24 protein-coding genes and 1 tRNA gene are annotated in these 20,006 nt (G+C 65.8%); 12 read left to right on the top strand and 13 right to left on the bottom strand.

Annotated elements, in window-relative coordinates:
• Positions 1-324: 324 nt before the first annotated feature.
• Together ACFUTU_RS04370 and ACFUTU_RS04365 are read left to right on the top strand one after the other, a co-directional pair.
• Complete coding sequence (locus ACFUTU_RS04370) at positions 325-750, top strand: Hsp20/alpha crystallin family protein (RefSeq protein WP_377961075.1); 426 nt, start codon at positions 325-327, stop codon at positions 748-750.
• 164 nt (positions 751-914) lie between these two features.
• Entirely contained in the window at positions 915-1,379 is a 465-nt protein-coding gene (locus tag ACFUTU_RS04365; RefSeq protein WP_377961073.1) for a hypothetical protein, read from the top strand.
• A 2-nt stretch (positions 1,380-1,381) separates the two neighbouring features.
• On the opposite strand, the gene ACFUTU_RS04360 is transcribed toward ACFUTU_RS04365, so the two are convergent.
• The 3 genes from ACFUTU_RS04360 to ACFUTU_RS04350 all read right to left on the bottom strand — a co-directional run bounded on the left by ACFUTU_RS04360 (position 1,382) and on the right by ACFUTU_RS04350 (position 2,795).
• Entirely contained in the window at positions 1,382-1,774 is a 393-nt protein-coding gene (locus ACFUTU_RS04360; RefSeq protein ID WP_377961070.1) for a hypothetical protein, read from the bottom strand.
• A gap of 40 nt (positions 1,775-1,814) precedes the next feature.
• Positions 1,815-2,228 carry a J domain-containing protein gene (locus ACFUTU_RS04355; RefSeq protein WP_377961068.1) on the bottom strand — a complete coding sequence of 138 codons (414 nt, stop codon included), beginning with the start codon at positions 2,226-2,228 and terminating at the stop codon, positions 1,815-1,817.
• Positions 2,229-2,372: 144 nt separating this feature from the next.
• Positions 2,373-2,795 (bottom strand): Hsp20/alpha crystallin family protein, encoded by a 423-nt coding sequence (locus ACFUTU_RS04350; RefSeq protein WP_377961130.1) that lies wholly within the window; start codon positions 2,793-2,795, stop codon positions 2,373-2,375.
• Positions 2,796-2,928: 133 nt separating this feature from the next.
• Here ACFUTU_RS04350 and ACFUTU_RS04345 point away from each other — a divergent pair, with 133 nt between their 5' ends.
• Positions 2,929-3,243, top strand: a complete 315-nt coding sequence (locus tag ACFUTU_RS04345) for a MerR family transcriptional regulator (protein ID WP_377961066.1) — start codon at positions 2,929-2,931, stop codon at positions 3,241-3,243.
• Between the two features lie 709 nt (positions 3,244-3,952).
• Here the strand turns inward: ACFUTU_RS04345 and ACFUTU_RS04340 are convergent.
• Entirely contained in the window at positions 3,953-4,378 is a 426-nt protein-coding gene (locus ACFUTU_RS04340; RefSeq protein WP_377961063.1) for an Hsp20/alpha crystallin family protein, read from the bottom strand.
• 228 nt (positions 4,379-4,606) lie between these two features.
• Here ACFUTU_RS04340 and ACFUTU_RS04335 point away from each other — a divergent pair.
• The 3 genes from ACFUTU_RS04335 (at position 4,607) to ACFUTU_RS04325 (ending at position 5,451) form a co-directional block, all read left to right on the top strand.
• A tRNA-Lys gene (locus tag ACFUTU_RS04335) sits at positions 4,607-4,679 on the top strand.
• Between the two features lie 64 nt (positions 4,680-4,743).
• Positions 4,744-4,992 (top strand): hypothetical protein, encoded by a 249-nt coding sequence (locus tag ACFUTU_RS04330; RefSeq protein ID WP_377961061.1) that lies wholly within the window; start codon positions 4,744-4,746, stop codon positions 4,990-4,992.
• Between the two features lie 138 nt (positions 4,993-5,130).
• Positions 5,131-5,451: a hypothetical protein gene (locus ACFUTU_RS04325; protein ID WP_377961058.1), complete on the top strand. Its 321-nt coding sequence runs from the start codon at positions 5,131-5,133 to the stop codon at positions 5,449-5,451.
• Between the two features lie 29 nt (positions 5,452-5,480).
• On the opposite strand, the gene ACFUTU_RS04320 is transcribed toward ACFUTU_RS04325, so the two are convergent.
• From ACFUTU_RS04320 to ACFUTU_RS04300, 5 genes are all read right to left on the bottom strand, one after another.
• The gene (locus ACFUTU_RS04320; RefSeq protein ID WP_377961056.1) at positions 5,481-6,563 is read right to left on the bottom strand and encodes a LacI family DNA-binding transcriptional regulator; all 1,083 of its coding nucleotides are present in this window, start codon (positions 6,561-6,563) and stop codon (positions 5,481-5,483) included.
• Positions 6,564-6,601: 38 nt separating this feature from the next.
• The gene (locus ACFUTU_RS04315; protein WP_377961054.1) at positions 6,602-7,507 is read right to left on the bottom strand and encodes a carbohydrate ABC transporter permease; all 906 of its coding nucleotides are present in this window, start codon (positions 7,505-7,507) and stop codon (positions 6,602-6,604) included.
• On the bottom strand, positions 7,504-8,385 hold the full coding sequence (locus tag ACFUTU_RS04310) for a carbohydrate ABC transporter permease (RefSeq protein ID WP_377961051.1): 882 nt from the start codon (positions 8,383-8,385) through the stop codon (positions 7,504-7,506). The genes ACFUTU_RS04315 and ACFUTU_RS04310 overlap by 4 nt, the downstream gene beginning before the upstream one ends.
• A 104-nt stretch (positions 8,386-8,489) precedes the next feature.
• Entirely contained in the window at positions 8,490-9,821 is a 1,332-nt protein-coding gene (locus tag ACFUTU_RS04305; protein ID WP_377961048.1) for an ABC transporter substrate-binding protein, read from the bottom strand.
• 78 nt (positions 9,822-9,899) lie between these two features.
• Positions 9,900-11,336, bottom strand: a complete 1,437-nt coding sequence (locus ACFUTU_RS04300; RefSeq protein WP_377961045.1) for a GH32 C-terminal domain-containing protein — start codon at positions 11,334-11,336, stop codon at positions 9,900-9,902.
• Positions 11,337-11,545: 209 nt separating this feature from the next.
• Between ACFUTU_RS04300 and ACFUTU_RS04295 the strand changes: the two genes are divergently transcribed.
• Complete coding sequence (locus tag ACFUTU_RS04295) at positions 11,546-13,123, top strand: glycoside hydrolase family 32 protein (protein WP_377961042.1); 1,578 nt, start codon at positions 11,546-11,548, stop codon at positions 13,121-13,123.
• Here ACFUTU_RS04295 and ACFUTU_RS04290 read toward each other — a convergent pair.
• Positions 13,120-13,671: a DUF3090 domain-containing protein gene (locus tag ACFUTU_RS04290; RefSeq protein WP_377961040.1), complete on the bottom strand. Its 552-nt coding sequence runs from the start codon at positions 13,669-13,671 to the stop codon at positions 13,120-13,122. The genes ACFUTU_RS04295 and ACFUTU_RS04290 overlap by 4 nt on opposite strands.
• A gap of 155 nt (positions 13,672-13,826) precedes the next feature.
• Positions 13,827-14,021 carry a hypothetical protein gene (locus ACFUTU_RS04285; RefSeq protein ID WP_377961037.1) on the bottom strand — a complete coding sequence of 65 codons (195 nt, stop codon included), beginning with the start codon at positions 14,019-14,021 and terminating at the stop codon, positions 13,827-13,829.
• A 380-nt stretch (positions 14,022-14,401) separates the two neighbouring features.
• Between ACFUTU_RS04285 and ACFUTU_RS04280 the strand changes: the two genes are divergently transcribed.
• Positions 14,402-14,719 (top strand): hypothetical protein, encoded by a 318-nt coding sequence (locus ACFUTU_RS04280; RefSeq protein WP_377961035.1) that lies wholly within the window; start codon positions 14,402-14,404, stop codon positions 14,717-14,719.
• A 59-nt stretch (positions 14,720-14,778) separates the two neighbouring features.
• Here ACFUTU_RS04280 and ACFUTU_RS04275 read toward each other — a convergent pair whose 3' ends face one another.
• Complete coding sequence (locus tag ACFUTU_RS04275; RefSeq protein WP_377961033.1) at positions 14,779-14,982, bottom strand: cold-shock protein; 204 nt, start codon at positions 14,980-14,982, stop codon at positions 14,779-14,781.
• A 264-nt stretch (positions 14,983-15,246) separates the two neighbouring features.
• On the opposite strand from ACFUTU_RS04275, the gene ACFUTU_RS04270 reads away from it, so the two are divergent.
• Both ACFUTU_RS04270 and ACFUTU_RS04265 read left to right on the top strand, forming a co-directional pair.
• Positions 15,247-16,668 carry an ABC transporter substrate-binding protein gene (locus ACFUTU_RS04270; protein WP_377961030.1) on the top strand — a complete coding sequence of 474 codons (1,422 nt, stop codon included), beginning with the start codon at positions 15,247-15,249 and terminating at the stop codon, positions 16,666-16,668.
• A 170-nt stretch (positions 16,669-16,838) separates the two neighbouring features.
• Positions 16,839-18,263 carry an FAD-binding oxidoreductase gene (locus ACFUTU_RS04265; protein WP_377961028.1) on the top strand — a complete coding sequence of 475 codons (1,425 nt, stop codon included), beginning with the start codon at positions 16,839-16,841 and terminating at the stop codon, positions 18,261-18,263.
• Positions 18,264-18,301: 38 nt separating this feature from the next.
• Here ACFUTU_RS04265 and ACFUTU_RS04260 read toward each other — a convergent pair whose 3' ends face one another.
• Positions 18,302-19,090: a helix-turn-helix domain-containing protein gene (locus ACFUTU_RS04260; protein WP_377961025.1), complete on the bottom strand. Its 789-nt coding sequence runs from the start codon at positions 19,088-19,090 to the stop codon at positions 18,302-18,304.
• A gap of 64 nt (positions 19,091-19,154) precedes the next feature.
• On the opposite strand from ACFUTU_RS04260, the gene ACFUTU_RS04255 reads away from it, so the two are divergent.
• Together ACFUTU_RS04255 and ACFUTU_RS04250 are read left to right on the top strand one after the other, a co-directional pair.
• Positions 19,155-19,667 carry a VOC family protein gene (locus ACFUTU_RS04255; protein WP_377961023.1) on the top strand — a complete coding sequence of 171 codons (513 nt, stop codon included), beginning with the start codon at positions 19,155-19,157 and terminating at the stop codon, positions 19,665-19,667.
• Positions 19,668-19,711: 44 nt separating this feature from the next.
• A complete protein-coding gene (locus ACFUTU_RS04250; RefSeq protein WP_377961020.1) occupies positions 19,712-20,005 on the top strand; it encodes an antibiotic biosynthesis monooxygenase family protein in 294 nt (97 codons plus the stop codon).
• Position 20,006: the final 1 nt, after the last annotated feature.

Below are 20,006 nucleotides of genomic sequence, written 5' to 3'. Positions count from 1 at the left end.
CCGGCCGTACACCAGCGGCCGGTGCCCTTCCCGTGCCAGCCTCGGCAGGCACCATCCGCGTCGCAGTCCTTGCAAGCCCCTGTTGCTGGCAAATAGCGAGCGTCGTTCAATCGCTACTGCTTTTGTCGGCGGCCCTGACAGGACAGTCCATCTTTGGAGATGCCTGGCAGCGCTGACGACCTCGTCCATAACCTGAAATGGGGCCCTGTTTCCGCTTCCGGCGGCCGGGTCCGCGGCCCCTTGCATCCTATCAATAGAAGTGCTAAAAAATCTATATCAGCGGATATAGATACTGCCCATAACCAACTACCAAGGAGGTATGTGATGTTGATGATGAATGATCCGTTCCGCCAGCTGGACCGGCTGGCCCAGCAGGTGTTGGGCACCGCCGCACACCCGGCCGCCATGCCCCTGGATGCATGGCGGGAAGAGAACGAGTTCGTGGTCGCGGTTGACCTGCCGGGCGTGGACGTGGAATCGATTGATGTTGATGTGGAGCGGAACGTCCTGACCGTCCGGGCTGAGCGGAAGAACGGAGCCCCCGAAGGCGCAGAGTTCGTCGCCGGTGAGCGGCCGCAGGGCGTTTTCAGCCGTCAGCTGGTTCTGGGTGAGGCGCTGGATGCCGACAATGTGAAAGCCGGGTACGACGGCGGTGTGCTGACGCTGCGGATTCCGGTTGCTGCCAAGGCCCAGCCCCGCAAGATCGAGATCACCAGCGGACAGGGCGCACAGCAGCAGATCAGCGCGTAGCAGCGGCGGCCAGGGTGACGGCGTGGTTTCCCGGTACCCGCGACCCGGGAAACCACGCCACCGCCCCTCATTTGGAGGAAGTTGTGCCGGTTTAAGGAGACCCTGGCCTGAGCGTTGAGCGGAGCCAGTGGGTTCCGAGCGAACTCACCCCCGTGGCTGCCCGGATGGTCCTGACGCAGGAGTCCGGAAGCGGGCAGGAACGGCCGGTGCCGGTACTGGCCTACACCCTGGTCCCGGTGGTGGCGTTCCGCGAGGACGGTGGCGACCTGACCTCGGCCCTGGTCTCGGTTCTGCTCTTTCACGGTTTTCAGCTGGCCTTGAGCCCGGACTTTGATGGCATCGTCGAGGACGCCGTCGAAACGTCGGCCAGCTGCAGCATCACAGTCTCACCCGAGGGGCTGCTGACCTTCAGCATCGGCGGCAAACTCCTCTTCCGGGATCAGCTCCGCTCCGGCAACCCCGATGATGACCTGTGGCTGGATGCCGCGCGCGGCAGCGACCACGCCCTGGTCATCAGCGGGGACAACCTCGTCATCACTTCCGGCGGCCTGGACCTGCGTCACGCCGCCGCGCAAGGCACGCTGGTCGCCGGTGCCGTTCCGGTGCACACCGGCCAGGCGTCCGAGTAGGCTCAGTCCACCAGCGGTGGCGGGCCGAAGAGGAACTCATTCGCATGGGACACCGCTTTGCGGAACGCGTCGTTCCGGAGCGCCACCAGGTGCTCGAAGTCGTCGGCGGCCGGTTCCAGGAAGCCGGTGAAGCCCGGCCGGAGCATCCAGATGTCCCCCGCCGGCGGCAGATAAAACACCCCAAACGAACGGTGCTGGCTGTCCTCCTCGTCCGTCCAGATGGGGACCACGGCCAAGGCGGCGCCGGTGGCCGGATTTATCCACTGCGCCCGCGGCAGGGGCTCCTCATGCGCCTCGGGATCCAGGAACGGCGCAGTGCCCTTGCCCCAGCGCTCCTCGAAGCGCTCGTGGAAGGCCGGGATCAGGTGTGAGTCGTAGCGGCGCCAGTCGCTCATCGTGATGGGTTCCTCTCCAGAATGTGATGCGTGCGTACGGTCAGGCCCACGGGCCGCTTTCCCACCGGACCGGGGTGACACGCAGCGGCGGTTCCCGGCGCCGGACCACGCGGACCGGGATCACCTGGGGGCTGCCGTACCGGCGTTCTTCCCGCGGCCACGACGGAGTCACGTCCGCTGTTCCCTGCTGGCCCGGTTGGCGGGTTTGCCCGGTCTCGGGACCGGAACGCCTGGCCCGGGCGGCTTCCCGGTCGTAGGCGCGCCGGCGCCGGGGATCCCGGAGCACGGAAAAAGCTTCCATGATCAGCTGCAGCTCCGCAGGCACGGCGTCCACGCCGCCCACATCCGGGTGGTGGCGCCGCATCAGGGCCCGGTAGGCGCGCGCAATCTCCTGCGGCGATGCGCCACGGGGAACGTGAAGCACCGCGTAATGGTCCGGGACAGGTACGGTCATCGTGAACTCCCGCCGCCGCCCCTGCCGCCGGAACGGCGGGGCAGGGTCGTGACTACAGGTTGGCGGCCAGCCGCCAGGGGCGGCCCCCGGAGTTTTGCCCGAAATCGGGGTCCGGGGGCCGCCCGTCGCGTGGACCGCGGGGGGCTAGGTTTCGATCTGCTGTTGCTGGCCTTTGCTTTCGATCTCGATCTTGCGTGGCTTTGCCTGCTCGGCAACCGGGATCCGCAGCGTCAGCACGCCAAGGTCGTAGCTGGCCTTGATGTTATCCGCGTCCAGGGTGTCGCCAAGAATGACCTGGCGGCTGAAGACACCGCGAGGCCGCTCGGAAACCACGAGCTCAACATTGGGCTGCGTGGCGTCCCGGCGCTCCGCCCGGACAGTTAGGACGTTCCGTTCGACGTTCAGGTCAACGGCGTCCGGCGAGATCCCGGGCAGGTCGAACGCCACCACAAACTCCCCGTCTTCCTGCCACGCGTCCATCGGCATGGCCGCCGGACGGGCTGCTGTTCCGAAGACCTGCTGTGTGAGCCGGTCCAGCTCACGGAACGGGTCAGTACGGATTAGCATCATTTCCCACTCCCTTCAGCATGTAGGTTGGCTACCCACCCTCTGGCTATGTGTGACGGTGGATATAGATTTCTTATAGCACCAGTGCCAAACTGGTGCAAGAGGAAGAACCAGCCATGTGACGGGAAAGCAGATGACGAACCAACGCAGCAACGCGCGCGGCCTGTACGCCATTTCCGTGGTGGCAGAATTGCTGGGAACAGGCCAGCAGAACATACGCCTCTACGAACGCCGCGGCCTGCTCACCCCTAAACGGACCGAAGGCGGAACCCGCCAATACAGCGAAGCCGACCTTGCCGTCCTGCGCCGCATCGCTGAACTCCTGGACGACGGGCTCAACCTCGCCGGCGTCGCGAAGGTCCTTGAACTGGAAATGGACAACGCACGCCTACGGCGGCAGCTCAAGCGCGCCCGCACTTCCGCCCATCAGGACAAAGAGAAGGATTAGGCCAAAAGTCAGCCCTGCTGAGGCACGGCCGAACTCCAGGTTTATCACCCGTCAGATGAACTGCCGGCCCTAGATGAACTGCCGGCCCGGCTGCTTGAAAGCCGGACGGGCAGGTCAGCGGGTGCCATCGTCAGGAGGGTGTCTTGGGCGGGCGGCCTGTCCTGTTCCGGGAGATCCATGAAGTGATTCCTGCAGGCCGGCCGGAAGGTGCGTGGGGCAGATTCCTGGCCTGTTCATCGGTGAGTGAACAATGGATCTGCGTGGTTGTCATCTGCTCAATGGAGTCCCGCGCCACAAAACGGGGTCCGTGGCCGGTTCTGACGATGATGCCGTGCAGAATGGAGCCCTTGCCGTCGTCCAGGACCCGGTCCAGCGTGCCGAAAGCATGGCCTGACCGGGATATGACAGGCGTTCCTCTTTCGAGTGCCGTATACGCAACCGGCCGTCCTTCCTCCATCACTCCCACGCCTCCTTCACCCCCGATGCGATCCTGACATCCGTGTTCACCGTGGCCATACCAGGACCCGGCACGCCCGCCGCTGACAGGCAGGCGGCGAAGCGGTCCCCGGCCGGAACTGGCCGGGGACCGCCGAAGGGACGGCCCGTACGCTGCTGCTGCATGTGCGCTATAAGGCGCGGTGGCGTTCCTGTTGGTGCCTGCCCGCCCAAAGAGGCAGCGTTGGCGTGTACCGGAAACCGCCCCAGCCTGTCAGGCCGCGTCGATCTGGGGGTGCTGGCCTCCTGCGACCGCGATGTCGATCTTTCGCGGCCCCGCCTGCGCCGCCACGGGGATGCGCAGGGTCAGGACGCCTGCGTCGTAGCTGGCCGTCATCCTCTCTGCATCCATGGCATCCCCCAGGAAGAGCTGGCGGCTGAAGACGCCGCGGGGCCGCTCCGACACCACCATCTCCGCGCCCTCGCCGGCAGTGTCCTTCCGTTCAGCGCTCACGGTCAGGACATTCCTGTCCACGCCCACATCAATGGAACCGGCATCCACCCCGGGCAGGTCCAGCGCAAATATGTAATCATCGCCTTCACGCCAGCCGTCCATAGGCATGGCCGCGGGATGTGCCACCGTGCCCAGCATTTGCCCGGCCAGGCGGCCCAGGTGACGGAATGGATCCAGCATCAACATGGCACACACCTCCTCGATCAGCATCGATCCGGATCTGTATCCGTTGACATAGATTTAAATAGCACTGCCCGGGGCGCTCCGCAAGAGCTTTTCAGCATTTTTTACCCGGCAGACTCTTGCTTCCCCCCGGCGCTGGTGCTAAAAAATCTGTAGCGGATAATACAGATTTCTAGGGTTGGATTTACCGTGGGTAGGTGAGCAGACGTCGGGAAGCAATGGAGGCCGGGTGCACCCGTAGCTCAGCCGGGAGAGCAGGGGACTTTTAATCCTCGGGTCGTGGGTTCGATCCCCACCGGGTGCACCTTGGAGGGGCAGGTGCGCGGTTCCCACAGCTGTGCAGTCCTCATGAAAGGTGGCGGTTGGACATGAACCCGGAGCTGCAGCGGTTGCGGGCGTTGGCGGCAATGATGGCCAACGCCGAAACCGCCTTGGACGTTGCCCGCCGGACGCTGCGGGAATGCTCTGCTGCGCTGCTGCGCACCGGAGAGGCCACCCTGGCCGAGGTCAGTGAGGCCACCGGCCTGGATCAGGGCGAACTGCTGGACCTTCTCAGCCGGAACACCCCCGGAAGGGAACCGGCCTGGAACAGGCCGCGGACCAGCGGCTTGTCCTGACGGCCGCGGGGTGCACGGACAGCGGACATAAACCTCTTGCCAGCATTCTGGCCCGGTGCTATAAATCTGTGCCAGCGAATACAGATTCCGCTTTATGGTCAGCCCCTTTCCCAAAAAACGGCCGACAGGGAGGAAATCATGGTTATTCAGTACATGGACGACGGTTTCGCCCCGCACGTGGACCGCGGGCTCGCCACTGCGAGGACCCGGCTTGAACCCAGCCGCCTGGACCCGGACCGGAACGGCGAGGCTGAGAAACATTCCCGGTCCATGGTGGAACACATCCTGGCCCTCGAACCCGAACGTGTCCCCGCCGTCACGGCCGAACTGTTCACGGAAGCGATCGCCATTGCCAATGCCGTCCGCCAGGCACAGGGACGGGGACCGGTCACCTCTTTCCGGGCCAGGGACTTCTGGGAAATCCTCAAAGACCTCATCGACAGTGTCCTGGAAAAATAACCCGGCGCAACAACACCGCCGCCGTAGCCCTACGCCGACGAATGCACCGCCACGGAGGCGCGCTCGACGGCGGGGCACGCGATCTTCAGCGCGCCGCCGCCGGGTGCTTCCTCCAGACCCAGGAGCATGCGGACCCCGGCCGCACCGAGCTCGTAGTGCGGCAGGGACACGGTGGACAGCGGCGGCCGGAGGTGGGCGGCGATGACCTCCTGGTTGTCGAAGCCCACCACGGCGATGTTGTCCGGCACGGAGAGCCCGGCGTCGCGCAGGCCGTCGTACAGCCCCATGGCCATGCGGTCGTTGTAGCAGTACACGGCGGTGACGTCCCGCTTGAGCAGTTCCCCGGTGGCGCCGTAGCCGCCCTCCTGGTCCGGGTACGCCTCCAGGACCAGGTTCGGGTCGAACGGGATTCCGGCCGCCTTCAGCGCTTCCGTGTACCCCAGGAGCCGCCCGTCCCTGGCCGGGGCGGGGGTAGTGGCGTTGATGAAGGCGATCCGCCGGTGGCCGCCGCGGAGCAGGATTTCCGTCGCGGACCGCCCGCCCTGCTCCTCGTCCGGGACCACGGCCCGGGCCGCGCCCGGCTCCGGCGAGAAGCAGTTGACCAGGACGAAGTCAGCCTCGCGCAGGGTTTCCGGGACCGCCGCGGCGCGGTGGAACCACGTCGAGTAGAGGATGCCGCGCACCTTGTACTCCAGCATCATGCCAATCGCGTCCTTTTCGAGGTCCCGGTTGCCCTCGGTGTTGGCGATCAGCAGCGCATACCCGTGCTTCCACGCCTCGTCCTGCGCCCCGTGGATGATCTGGCCCGCGAACGGGGTCGTGGCCACGCCGTCGGCCACGAGTCCAATGAACTTCGAGGTGCCGCTGACCAGGGTCTGGGCCATGGCGTTGGGGCGGTAGCCGAGCTGCCGGATCGCATCGTTGACGCGCTGCCTGGTTTCCTCGGCGATGCGCGCGTTCTTCTTCTTGTTGATCACCAGGGAGACCGTGGCGGTGGAGACGCCGGCGGCCTCGGCAACTTCACGGAGGGTCACGGGGTGGGCGCGGACAGGCACCTTCTGCGCACGGGCCGCAGGCGCCGGCCTGCCCGTGCTTTTCTCCTTTGAAACCATCTGCCCTCCGTCAGGAGTATATCCGCCTGCCGTCGCCGTCATCCCTTGGTCGCCCCGCTCTCCAGGCCCTGGATCATGGCCTTGTTGAGGACCAGGAAAACCAGCAGCAGCGGGGTGATGGTGACGCAGACGGCGGCGAACGTTGCGGTCCAGTCCACCTTGCCCATCGCCCCGATGTAGTTCTGCAGGCCCAGCGGGATGGTTTTCAGTTCCTCCGACAGGACGAAGGTGTTGGCGAAGATGAAGTCGTTCCAGATGAAGATGCTGTTGACCAGCACCACGGTGACGACGGTGTTCAGGGACAGCGGCAGGGTGATCAGCCCGAAGATCCGGTACGGTCCGGCCCCGTCCAGCGACGCCGCCTCATAGGTTTCGCGCGGGATGTACTCGAAGAAGGACGAGAACAGGTAGACGGACATCGGCAGTGAGAACCCCGCCAGCGGAATGATCATGGACTGGTACGTGTCCAGCAGGTTCACCGCGGAGTAGTCGATGAACAGCGGGACCAGGGCGATCTGGACGGGGACGATGATGCCCACCAGGAACAGCCCGCGGACCAGGCGGCTGAGCCGGAAGCCGAGGACCTGGATGGCGTAGGCGGCCATCATGCCCAGCAGCACGATCAGGATGTTGGCGCCCATGGTGACGATGAAGCTGTTCAGGATGTTTTTCCCGAGGTTTCCGGTTTCAAACGCCCGGGCATAGTTCTCCAGGGTGAGTGCCTTGGGCAGCGCGAACGGGTCCCCCGTGGCGAAGTCGTGCTCGCTGCGCAGGCTGGTCAGGAACAGCCAGGCCAGCGGGTAGACCTGGACGATCACGATGAGGGCGATCAGGATCCGGGAAAGCGTCCGGAACAGGTCGGGGCGGGTACGACGGCGGCGCGCGGCCTGGGTGGCCGGCGGCACCGGGGTTTTGGGTGCGGCAGGGGCTGTCTGGGTGATCATGACTCTGCCTTCCGCTTGAGCATGAAGAGGATGAGGCCGACGGCGACGAGGCACTCGATCACGATGAACACGGAGATGGTGCTGGCGTACCCGAAGTCGGTACTGGTGAATGCGGTCTTGTACATGTAGGTGGTGAGCAGTTCCGAGGACTGGCCGGGGCCGCCGTTGGTCATGAGGTACGGGATGTCGAAGCCGCGGAGCCCGTAGGTGGTGGCCATGATCGTCGTCGTGATCCAGACCGGGCGGATGTGCGGGAAGCGGATCTTAGTGAACAGGGTCCAGCGGTTGGCCCCGTCGAGGACGGCCGCCTCCTCCAGCTCCTTCGGGACGGAGATCAGTGCCGCGTAGATGATCAGCATGTACAGCCCGGTGAAGCGCCATCCTTCCGGGGCCGACACGGCGGCCAGGACCGTGTTCACGTCGGAGAGCCAGGCGCGTTCCAGGGCGCCGAGGCCCATCCAGTTCAGGAGCTGGTTGAGCAGGCCCACCGGGTCAATGGAGTAGATGCGCACGAACAGGAACGCAATGGCCACCGTGGAGATGACGGCAGGCAGGAGGTAGAGCGTCTTGATGAGTTCGCGGCCGCGCCGCAGCGAGGTCAGCAGGCTGGCCACCAGCAGCGCGCCGCCCAGCTGCAGGACCAGGCAGATGGCCAGGTAGCCGAGGGCATTGAAGAATGAGCGCCAGAAGATGTCGTCGGCGGTGAACATCCGGACGTAGTTGGCCAGCCCCACGAATTCCATGTCGCTGATGCCGTTCCAGGAGAAGAAGCTCAGGAACAGGGACTGGAGGATGGGGAACAGCACGGCTGCGCCGTAGAGGAGCAGCGGCGGGAGCAGGAAGACCAGGACGGAGAGCCGGGACCGGTTGGGGAGCATGCTGGGGCCTTTCGGGCGGGAGACCAAAGCCTTTCGGGCGGGAGACCGGCGGCCTCCCGCCGCGTAAATGATTTATTTGAAGAGCTGGTTACTTGAAAAACGGGTCACTTGAAGAACTTCGGGGCGTTCTGCGCGACGGTGCTGTCCATCGTGCTGGTGAACTGCTCGGGCGTGATGTCGCCCTGGACCAGGAGCACCAGCTCCTGCTGCAGCCGGCCGTTGGTGGTGGGATCGAGCTGGGTGTCCCACGGCATGGCCTGCTGGTCCCCCAGGTCGTCCGCCTTCTGGACTGCCTTTTTGTACAGCGGGGTGGCGTTGGCGGGGATCGCCGTCGTGACGTCCGTCGTCGGGGACAGAGCTCCGGTTGCCGCGTATTCGGCGGGGTACTTCGACAGGGCGAACTTGAGGAAGTCACTCACCAGCGGGTCGTACGTCTTGGAGTTCACGGCCATGCCGATGCCGGACGGGGAGACGAATTCGTTGGCGGCGGTGACGGATCCTTCCGTGGTGGGAAGCGTGATGAAGTCGATGTCGTTCCGGACGGCCGGGTTCAGCTTGTCCGTGGCCAGGCTGGGCAGCTCCCACGTGCCGATGTTGTACATGGCGGCCTTGCCGGAGGTGAACTGGTTCTGCGCGTCGGAGTAGCCCTGCGAGGAGAAGCCGTCCTGGAAGCATTTGGCCTTGCCCAGGGCGGCCAGCCACTCGACGGTCTTCTGGCCTGCCGGGTCGGAGAACTTGGCCTCGCCCTTCTTCAGCTTCTGGATGAAGTCCGGGCCCGCCTCGCGGAAGGGCTGGTAGGCGGCGTAGCGCTCCAGCGGCCACTGGTCCTGCCCGTCGATAGCGATGGGGGTGATGCCGGCCTTGCGCAGGGACGTGCACATGGCCGGGATGTCATCGAGGGACTTCGGCGCCGAGACCCCTGCCTTCTGCAGCAGTGCCTTGTTGTACCAGATGAATTCGAGCTCGAACTGGAACGGGATCATGTACAGCGAGCGGTCGTCGAAGCGCTGGTAGTCCAGCGCGGCGGGCCGGTAGTTGTCGTAGACGTTCAGGGTCTTGAGCAGCTTCTCGGCGTCCACCATCTTGCCCTGTTTGGCGAGCTGCCGGGCGAAGGGGGTGGCGTCGGTGTCGAAGAGCTCGGGAAGCTTGTTCGCGGCGGCGAGGGTCTCGAGCTTCTGGATGTAGGAGGGCCGGTCCGGCGTGGTGATCAGGTTCAGGGAGAAGCCCGGGTGGTCCTTGGCGTAGTCCCCGGCCAGCTTCTTCATGATGTTGATGACGGCGCCGTCGGCCGGACGGGACAGGAGCCAGGAAATCTCGCGCGGCTTGATCTCCCCGCTGGGGGTCACGTCGGCGGACTTGGTGGCCCCACCGGCGCAGCCGGCCAGGGCCAGCGCGGTGACAGCTGCCACGGCAGCGGTGCGGAACAGTTTCTTCATTGCGGCAAGCTTTCTGAATTGGAACGGAAATGATGGGAACGGATTGGTTGGAACGGACGACGGCGGTGCCCGGCGTGATCAGTTGTCGGTGCGCTGGCGGATCTCAAGCTGGGTGACGGTGACGGAACCCTCGCCGGCGAACACGCCGAGCCGGCCCGCCGCCAGGTCGTAGATTCTGGTGCTGAGCGCGACCTGCCGGTCGATGACGGCGACGCACAGGTCGCCGTCGACAATCACCTCCAGCGTGTGCTCCCCGGGAGGGAGGTGGCAGGGGCGCTCCAGCTCGATCTCGAAGGGAACGTCCCCGGAGACGTTCCACTGCGCGTCGCCGGTGACGGCGCGGGGCCAGCGGTCAAAGACCATCCGTCCGCGCTTCGGTTCCAGGCGGATGATGTAGGACCGGTCCCCGTCGGCACTGGAGCGCAGCAGCAGCCCGCATTCGGTGGTGTTGGCGCCGATGTCCAGCACCGCCCTGGCGTAGAACTGGCCCGGCAGATCGCCGTCGGACACTGTGGCCTCATACCCGTCCGGCACGCCCAGCCGTGCGGGCAGCCGGCTGGCCAGTGACACCGGGACCTCGTCCCAGAAGCTGTCCACAAGCTCATCGGCGAACCCGAATGCCAAAGTCCCGTCGGCGTTCTGCCGGGCCTCCAAAACCGCCATGGTGCCCGCCCACTGCCAGGCGCCGTCGTCGGAATTTCCTTCCTTGCTGGCAATCCAGCCGAAGAAGAAGCGGCGGCCGTCCCGTGCGGCGCTCTTGGAGGCGTAGAAGGCGCGGCCGTCGATGCTGTCCAGGGGCGGGACGGTCCAGGGGCCGTCCGGGCTCCTGGCCATGCGGTAGCGGGTGGTGAACGTTTCGGAGAACTCGGAGTAGACCATGTACCACCAGCCGCCCCACTCGAACACGTCGGGGCATTCATGGGTGATGTAGCGCCGGGGATCCCAGAAGGGCTCGGCGTACTCCCAGGTCACCAGGTCAGTGGACACGCACTGGGCGATGACGCCGCGGCGGCGCGCGGGCCCGGCGGAATGCCGTGCCGCCAGGAGCATCCGCCACTGGCCTGCGGCCTCATCGTAGAAGACGAACGGGTCCCGCCAGTCGCCGGACTCGTAGCCGTCCGGGGCGCCGAAGGTGTGTTCCGGGTGCTTCTGCCAGGTCTGCATGGCGTCCGTGCTCGTGGCGTGCATGACGAGCTGGAGCGGGGCGCCGTCGGCTCCGAGGTTGCGCGGGTTCTGGCCGGTGTAGAACAGGTGGTGGGTGCCGGCGCCGTCCACCACGATGCTGCCCGTATAGGCGTTGAAGTCCGGGTCGGTTTCGGTGCCGTGCTGCAGTGCGACGCCGTGATTGGCGAACTGCGTCAGGTCCTTGGTGGTGACGAGGTTCCATGAGGTGCCGGGTTTGGGGTCGGAGCGGACCTCGTGAAGGTAGTAGAGCCAAAACTCCCCGTCCTTCTCGAAGGGGATGAGGTCACCAACCCATCCGTCGGAGGGCTGGAAGAAGACTGGGCGATTCATCTGCGTTGATGTCCGTTCTGCTAAAGCGTTTGATCACGAGTAAAGCTAGCGGTTGCCGCGGAGTTGATCAAGCGTTTTAGCAGACTGATTTTCTTTCGCTAAAACGCTTGACCATCGCACCCGGATCGCCCTATCGTCCTAATGCGCCTCACCACCACCGAGTTCAGCCGGCTACGGCGCCGGCTGAACCCTGAGAGGAAACCACTTCAATGACGAACGGCATTTCACGACGCGCTGTCCTGTCCCGACGATCTGTCCTGCAAGGCACAGGCGCTGGGGCTCTCACGTTTTTTGCCACCAGCGCGGCAGCTGCAGCAGCCCAGGCCCAGCCATCCCTGCGGGCGGTCTACCACATGACTCCGCCGTCGGGCTGGCTGTGCGACCCGCAGCGGCCGGTCCATACCAACGGCGGCTATCAGCTCTACTACCTGCACTCGACGCAGAACAACGGCCCCGGCGGATGGGACCACGCCACGACCAGCGACGGCGTGTCCTTCACCCACCACGGCGCGGTCATGCCCCTCCAGCCCGACTTCCCGGTGTGGTCGGGATCGGCCGTCGTCGACACCGCCAACACGGCCGGCTTCGGCGCCGGGGCAGTGATCGCACTCGCCACACAGCCCACCGGCGGGATCCGCAGGTACCAGGAGCAGTACCTCTACTGGTCCACCGACGGCGGCTACACCTTCACCGCCCTCCCCGACCCCGTGATCGTCAACACCGACGGCCGCACGGCCACCACAGCCGCCGAGATCGAAAATGCGGAGTGGTTCCGCGACCCGAAGATCCACTGGGATGCTGCCCGCGGCGGATGGGTGTGCGTCATTGGCCGGGCCCGCTACGCGGCGTTCTACACCTCGGCGAACCTGCGGGACTGGCAGTGGGAATCCAACTTTGACTACCCCAACCATGCGCTGGGCGGGATCGAGTGCCCCGACCTGTTCGAGATGACCGCCGGCGACGGCACCCGGCACTGGGTGCTCGGCGCGAGCATGGACGCCTACAGTGTGGGCCTGCCCATGACCTACGCGTATTGGACGGGAACCTGGAACGGCACCGCCTTCACCGCCGTCGACCTTACCCCGCAATGGCTCGACTGGGGCTGGGACTGGTACGCGGCGGTGACGTGGCCGTCGGTTGAGGCGCCGGAGACGAGGCGCCTTGCCGTCGCCTGGATGAACAACTGGAAGTACGCGGCCCGCGACGTGCCCACCGATGCATCCGACGGGTACAACGGGCAGAACTCGATCGTGCGCGAGCTGCGGCTCGAGCGCCAGCCGGGCGGCTGGTACAGCCTGCTCAGCAGCCCGGTCCCGGCGCTCGCGGGCTACGCCACCGCAACCACCACGTTTCCTGACCGCACGGTCAGCGGCAGCTCCGTGCTGCCGTGGAACGGCCGCGCCTACGAGCTCGAGCTCGACATCTCCTGGGACGCGGCCGCGAACGTTGGGGTTTCGGTGGGCCGCTCCCCCGACGGTCTGCGCCACACGAACGTCGGCAAGTACGGCGGAGAACTGTACGTGGACCGCGCGCCCTCGGACCAGGCCGGCTACTCGCTCGCGCCCTACACGCGCGCGGCCGCCCCGATCGCTGCCAGCGCCCGGTCGGTGCACCTGCGGATCTTCGTCGACACGCAGAGCGTCGAGGTGTTCGTGAACGCCGGGCACACGGTTCTTTCGCAGCAGGTGCACTTTGCCGACGGCGACACGGGGATCGCGTTCTACACCGACGGCGGCCCGGCGAGCTTCACCGGCATCACGGTCCGCGACTTCGGCGGCGCTGGCTAGCCGGGAGGAGTGCAGATGTGTCCGCCGGCGTCTACGGGATTACCGCAGAGAGGGCATATGGGACGCCCGGCGTCCACTACCTCGCGCGTGCGCTTGGCGAATGCGCGGGCGGTGCCTACGGGCATCCGCACCAGGAGCATTTCGGGTACTTCATCGCCGTCCTGATCGAGGGGTTCGCCGTCGTCATCAGCATCGACATCGGTGATGGGGTAAGCCTCTACGACCACCTGGGCCGTCGTCGGATCCCAGCCCAGGCTCATTGCGCCGGTCCGGAACTGCTCCTCAACTGGCTCGAGTGGATCATTGTCGACCAATTCGACGGGAGTTCCGGTGGGAACACTGAAGCGGTTGCCCTCGACGGTGATGAGCTGATCGAGAATCTCGTCAATCTTCTCGGCGAGCAGGGCGGACTGCTGCTTCTCCAGAGCGATAGAAACAATCTGCGTCCCTGCGCGTACCTGCAGATAGAACGTGCGCGCGCCCGGAACACCGACGGTGCCGATGACGACGCGATCAGGCCAGACAAACTCGTGAACACGTGTAGGCATGCCAGTATTTTAGCGACACGGGCTTTGACGACTTTGCCGACGGCGCCAGCCCGTGGCTTATCGCTGGCTGGCGGTGGCACAGCCGGAGTGACGCGGCCAGGGTCGTCGTACCGGTCGCGGCCCACGCCATGGCGCGGCACCTCTCAGTGGTCGGCTCATTGGTCGGCGTCCACGTCGCCCCTGCGACTCTGCCAACCCACGATCAGGAACGTGATAGCCATGGTAAAGAACGCGAGCCAGGCCAGGTTTCCTACGAAAAGCAGTGCCACTGCCAAGGCGAAGAACACGATCCCGAGCGGAAAGAATGCTGTGCGTCCGAGCGTGCCCGCCCGATCATTTTGCTCCCCCATATGAGCCCCTTCAACAGGTGTTTTGCGTGCTAGGCACAGCCTCTCACGGATTCACCTAAAGCTCTCTTCCATTGAGCTCCGCCGGGCCCGGCACTGACAAAGGGGGGGAGTGCAGTTCCAGGCCCGGCGGACTGGCCGGAAGGCGCTTCCTCGGCCAGGTATGAAGATGATTTCAGCGGAAAGCTGGGAAAAGCCGATAAACCTTACGAAACTGATACCCGACCCTCAAAATATCGCGCCCCTCAGAAGCCTTGTTTGCCCGCTCCCCAAGGTGCCCAGGTGAAACGCGCCGGATTCCAAGGTTCACCGGGAATTTTCCAGCTGACGACGGCAGGCTATGAGACGACGGCAGGCGACCAATGAGTGAAAGGACAGGAGCGATGACGATTCTCGAGCTTCCACCACGAGGCGATTTCACGCCGTCGAACCGCAGGCCACCCGGCCCACATGGTGCGGACCAGCCGGTGCCGGCCGAGGGCGGCCTTCTGCAGTTTCAGCTCCGCCGCCTGATCGCCGGGGTCCTCGCTGACCCGGACTTGGATCCTGACATGTATGTTTCCCTGGCCGGGCACGTCGCAGAAGACCCCGATCATCCGGAGCGGGCGCTGCTGGCGCACCTTCGGGCTGTGCAAGACCCGGATGACCTGCCGCCATTCAAGGGCTCACCGCACATTCATCCACGGCCTACCGACCAATAAAGCTCAAGCGACGCCCGCATAACGCCGGGCAAGACTTGCTGGTGTTCGTTCAGGAACGGTTACAGCAGGCGGACATTTTCGGCTTGGGGCCCCTTGGGGCCATGGGTGACGTCGAACTCAACGTTTTGGCTGTCGTCCAGCGAACGGTAGCCACCGCCGACGATCGCCGTGTAGTGGACAAAGAGGTCCCCGGACCCATCTTCGGGGGCGATGAAGCCAAAGCCCTTTTCAGCGTTAAACCATTTCACGGTGCCTGTTGCCATTCGTGCCCCCAAGTGACTTCTTCGTCGTTATTACCGCTGGCACTGGCGCGCCCGCGTACGGAGGACGTCCTCCGTTGATCTACAACCGTAGAGCGAGCTTTCCCCGGGTGCAAGTACAGAGATATCCGGGCTTCACCCAGGCGCTTCTGCTTCTGCTTGGGGATAGCCTTGAGGAGTAGGGCAGGGTTGTCCATCACTGATCAGCCGGACTCTGATCAGCCGGACCGCCCTGGACTAGAAGCCCAACAAAACAGGGTCATTGCGGTGAACAGAACCAGAGGTTGGGCGCCCGTCGGCGTCCTGGCTGCACTGTCGCTGGCATCAGCGGCGCTTGTCGGCTGCATATCCGGTCCCGGGCCGGGCGGGTCCCCGGCCAAGGTCCCGGATTCTGAAGACATCACCGTCTGGATCACGGACACCCTTCCGGACCGGGTCTTGAAGATGCAGGCGGTCGCGGCAGGCTTCACAGCCGCCACCGGTCTGCGGGCGCAACTCGTCAGCGTGCCCGAGCACACGTTCAAGCAGACCCTGAGCTCGTCGGCGTCCTCGGGCAACCTGCCCGACGTCATTGGCGGCGTGTCGCTCAGGCATGTGCGCACCCTCGCAGCGGGCAACTACGTCGATGCACAAGCCAACGCCGCCGTGGTCCGAGCCCTTGGTGAACGGACGTGGTCACCGCGCTCCCTGCAGCTGACCCGCGACGGCGGGCGGCAACTGGCAGTGCCAGCCGCATCCTGGCAGCATGTCCTGTACTACCGCAAAGACCTGTTCGCTAGGGCAGGATTGGCAGCGCCGACCACGTACGCCCGCATCAGGGCAGCGGCAGAAAAGCTGCACGGGCCCGGGCTGGCGGGTTTCGTTGCGGCGAACAATGCCGGGCGGGCCATCACCCAGCAATCTTTTGAACACATCGCCCAGGGCAACGGCTGTGAACTGGTCAATTCACGGCGGATCATCACTTTTGACAGCCCCGAGTGCGTCGGCGCGCTCGGGTTCTACCGGGACATGCTCAGGAACTACTCCGTTCCCGAAATCCAGGACGACGGCACGGTCCGCACTGCCTACTTTTCAGGCAGGGCAGCAATGGCGGTCTGGTCAACCCTTTTGCTGGATGAGCTGGCGGGATTGCGGACCGACGCGAGGCCCAGCTGCCCCGACTGCACGCAGGACCCCGGGTTCCTGTCCAGGAACACAGGCGTGGTGGCGGGCATCCAGGGAAGCGGCGGGCACCCGCCGGCGGCCTTTGGCGACATCAGCTCCTGGGCTGTCACCAGCGATTCCGACACTGACCGGGCCCGGAAGTTCGTGGAGTACATCGTGGGTGACAGCTACGCGGACTGGCTTTCCATTGCCCCGGAGGAACGTCTTCCGGTCCGCGCCGGAACCGCTGCGCGACCCTCGGAATATGCTGATGCCTGGCGGACGATGCCAACAGGCATCGCCCGGAGGGAACCGCTGGGCATGTTCTATCCACCCGAGGTCCTCTCCGTCCTGCTCCACGGAGTCACCAATCTCAGCCAGTGGGGCATCCTTGAGGGCCAGGGTGATGTCGTGGAGGCCGTGATCGCCGAACTGCCGGTTGCCCGGGCCGTGGAGGACGTCACCACCGGGACAGCAGAGCCCCGCTCGGCGGCAGAGAAGGCCGCGCGCGCTCTCCGCGACATCCTCCGCACGACGAATGATTAGCACCACGAATGATTAGCCCGGGCAGCTGGCCGGACAGCCGCCGTCGAGCGTTTCATGCCGCCCGGCGGGGAACAAAAACGCTGTTGCCCGGTACAGGCCGCACTCCTAAACTCTGGACATCACAACAGGTTCCCAAGGGCTTTCACCCTCCGATCCGGAAGCGCCGACCGATGGCTACAGTTCATCAAAACAGCACCGAACGTGAGATCCGGCAGACGCTGCACGAGTTGCGCGGCCGGCTGTCGGGACAGCTGATCGAGCCGCAGGATCCGCTCTACGAGGAAGTCCGGGCGGTATGGAACGGCATGGTGGATGTCCGGCCGGTAGCCATTGCCCGCGCGGGCGCTGTCTCTGACATCGACGCGGTCCTCGACGCCGCGCAACGCGGCGGGCTGGCACTGGCGGTCCGCGGCGGAGGGCACAACATCGCCGGGCACGGCACCGTTGAGGGCGGCCTCGTCCTGGATCTCGGGGCGTTGAGGTACGTGCATGTCGACGCGGGCAACAGCCTGGTTACGGTCGGGCCGGGGGCGACGCTGGCGGACGTGGACCGGGCGACGGCGGCACACGGTCTGGCCGTTCCGCTCGGCGTAATCAGCGGAACGGGAGTGGCCGGACTCACCCTGGGCGGCGGCGTCGGCTGGCTGACCCGCTCCTACGGTCTGACCCTGGACAGCCTCGAGGCCGTGGACGTCGTCACTGCCGGCGGCGACCACCTGCATGCCAGCGAACGCAAGAATACCGACCTGTTCTGGGGACTGCGCGGCGGCGGCGGGAACTTCGGCGTCGCCTCCTCCTTCGCCTTCCGCGCACATCCCCTGCCGGCAACACCCCTGGGCGGAAACTTCTTCTACCGGCCGCAGCGCTGGCGGAACGCCCTCATCGCGTTCGCCGCCTGGACCCGCAACCTGCCCGAGCAGATGAACCCGATCATCTCCTTCCTGGTGCTGCCGCCCGAGTTCGGAATGGGCGACGAGCCGTGGATGGTGATCGGGTTCGCGTGGGCATCGGCGGACCTGCAGACCGGCCTGGGCCTCGTGGAACAGCTGCGCGTCCAGGTTCCGCCCGACGAACAGGAGATGGGGCCGACGCCGTGGCTGGACTGGCAAAGCGCCATGGACTCCGTGTTCCCCAAGGGCTCCCGCGGCTACTGGAAGAACGTCTCGTTCTCCCGCCTGGACGAGGAGGTGGTGGGCGTACTGCTGAGCTTCGCCTCCGAACTGGCGTGGCAAGGAACCGGGATCGACATCCACCACCTGGAAGGCGCCTTCGGGCGGGTACCGGAGGACGCCACGGCATTCCCGAACCGGTCCGCGCGCTTCTGGCTCAACGTGTACGGGTTCTGGAAGGACGCGGCCGAGGACGAACGGCTCACCGCCTTCGCCCGCAAAGCCTATGCCGCCATGCAGCCGTTCTCGGAGCACGGCGAGTACGTCAACTTCCTGGGCGCCGAACTCGGACAGCGGGACACCGACGCCGCGCGCCGGTCCTACGGGGAGGACAAGTACCGGCGCCTGGTGGCCATCAAGAATCGCTACGACCCGCAGAACGTGTTCCGCTACAACCACAACATCGTGCCGGCACTTGTCCGCTGAACAGAGCTTTGAAGGAGTTGCGGTACCGCCGGACGGAACTATCCGTTTAGTTCCCGCCGGTACGTGCTCGGGGTGAAGCCCAGGTACTTCTGAAAGTCATTGGTCAGGTGCGCGTGGTCGGCGTACCCCAGCTCGGCAGCTATCGCTGCCAGGTCCGCCGAGGGATCCAGCCGTGTCCGTTCGGCGGCGTCCTGAAGACGGCGGCGCCGGATCAGCGCGGCGGGGCTGAGGCCGATGTACTTCCTGGCCACGCGCTGCAGGGTCCGCTGCGAAACCGCCAGCGCAGACGCCGCGTCCTCCACCCGTACCAGCGAGGTGTCCGAACCCGTGACGTCCATCAGCCGGTTGGCGAGCAGCGCCTCCTCGGACACCGCAACCCCGGCATGGGAAGCCAGCCAGCCGGTAAAGGCATCCACTGCCTGCCCGCGGCGGGCATCGCCGTCGTGCGTGTTCATGGCCTCCAAAACGGAACGGTGCAGATCATCCGCGGCCACGGCCTCTTCCGTGTCCCGCAGCGCGGAGGGATCGCCGGTGAACAGCGGGACGGCCGCCGGCCGCAGCAGCGCGCCGACCGCCCAGCCCCGTCCGGCCAGATCACGGTGGGCTGCCCGGGTGGTCGGCCCGGAGAAGACCACGCCATCGGACTGCACCACGAGATTGGAGCCGGGATACGCGATCAGGTGCTGGCGGGAGGCGCGGCCGGGCTCTATGTCCCACTCGGGAATCCAGAACCACTGGACCAGGTCCGCCACGGAGGCAGGAGCCGGAAAGCGGTGAAAAGCCGGGAGCCGGGCCGGGTACAGAATCCCCTTGAACGAACTCTCCACGTGTCTCCCAGGCTGTCGCAAATCTCCAAGCGCCGCCGCTCACGGGGCACGTAGCGTCATAGACATGACAGATACTACAAGCACCGGATCAGCCACGGCCGCGCACGGGGAGCACACCACCCACGGAATTCCGAACGGCCTCACGAGCCTCACGCCCTTCCTGGCGGTGACCAACGCCAGGGCGGCGGTGGCCTTCTACCAGGACGTGTTCGGCGCCCGCGTGGTGGGCGCCACGGAGATGCACGGCGTGGTGGTCCACGCCGAACTCGACTTCGGAAACGGCCACCTCCAGCTCGGCGAGCCAAACCCCGAATACCATCTGGTTCCGGCGCGGGAGGGTGAAAGCGACTGCTACTCCATGGGCCTCTACTGCCCGGACGCCGATGCCCTGGTGCACCGCGCCGAACAGGCAGGAGCCGTGATCCGCGAGCCGCTGACCACGTTCGTCTCCGGCGACCGCTACGCCAGCATCCGCGATCCCTTCGGCGTCCGCTGGTCCATCATGACCCGCGTGGAAGACCTCTCCGAGGAGGAAAGCAACCGCCGGGTGGAAGAATGGGCGGCGCAGCAGGGGTAACGCCGCCCCGGCACCAAACCAGCTCCACCCGTGAAAGGAACGCCATGTCAGTTGTGAAGATCAACGCCATCCACGTCCCCGAAGGCAAGGGCCCCGAACTCGAGCAGCGCTTCGCCGCCCGGGCACACGCCGTCGACGGCCAGCCGGGATTCGAAGGCTTCCAGCTGCTCCGCCCGGTCAAGGGCGATGACCGCTACTTCGTCGTCACCACCTGGGCCACCGAGGAGGACTTCCAGAACTGGCGGGGCGGCCAGGCCCGCGAAGCGCACGCCGGCGAGGACCGCCAGCCCGTCGCGACCGGCGCGGACCTCCTCGAATTCGAGGTCGTCGAGCTCTGAC

It is taken from the genome of Arthrobacter sp. NPDC057388 (assembly GCF_042668165.1).
In the GTDB taxonomy this organism is placed as follows: domain Bacteria; phylum Actinomycetota; class Actinomycetes; order Actinomycetales; family Micrococcaceae; genus Arthrobacter.
The sequence above is the reverse complement of the archived record's forward strand: the minus strand, read 5'-3'. Positions and strand labels throughout refer to the sequence as shown.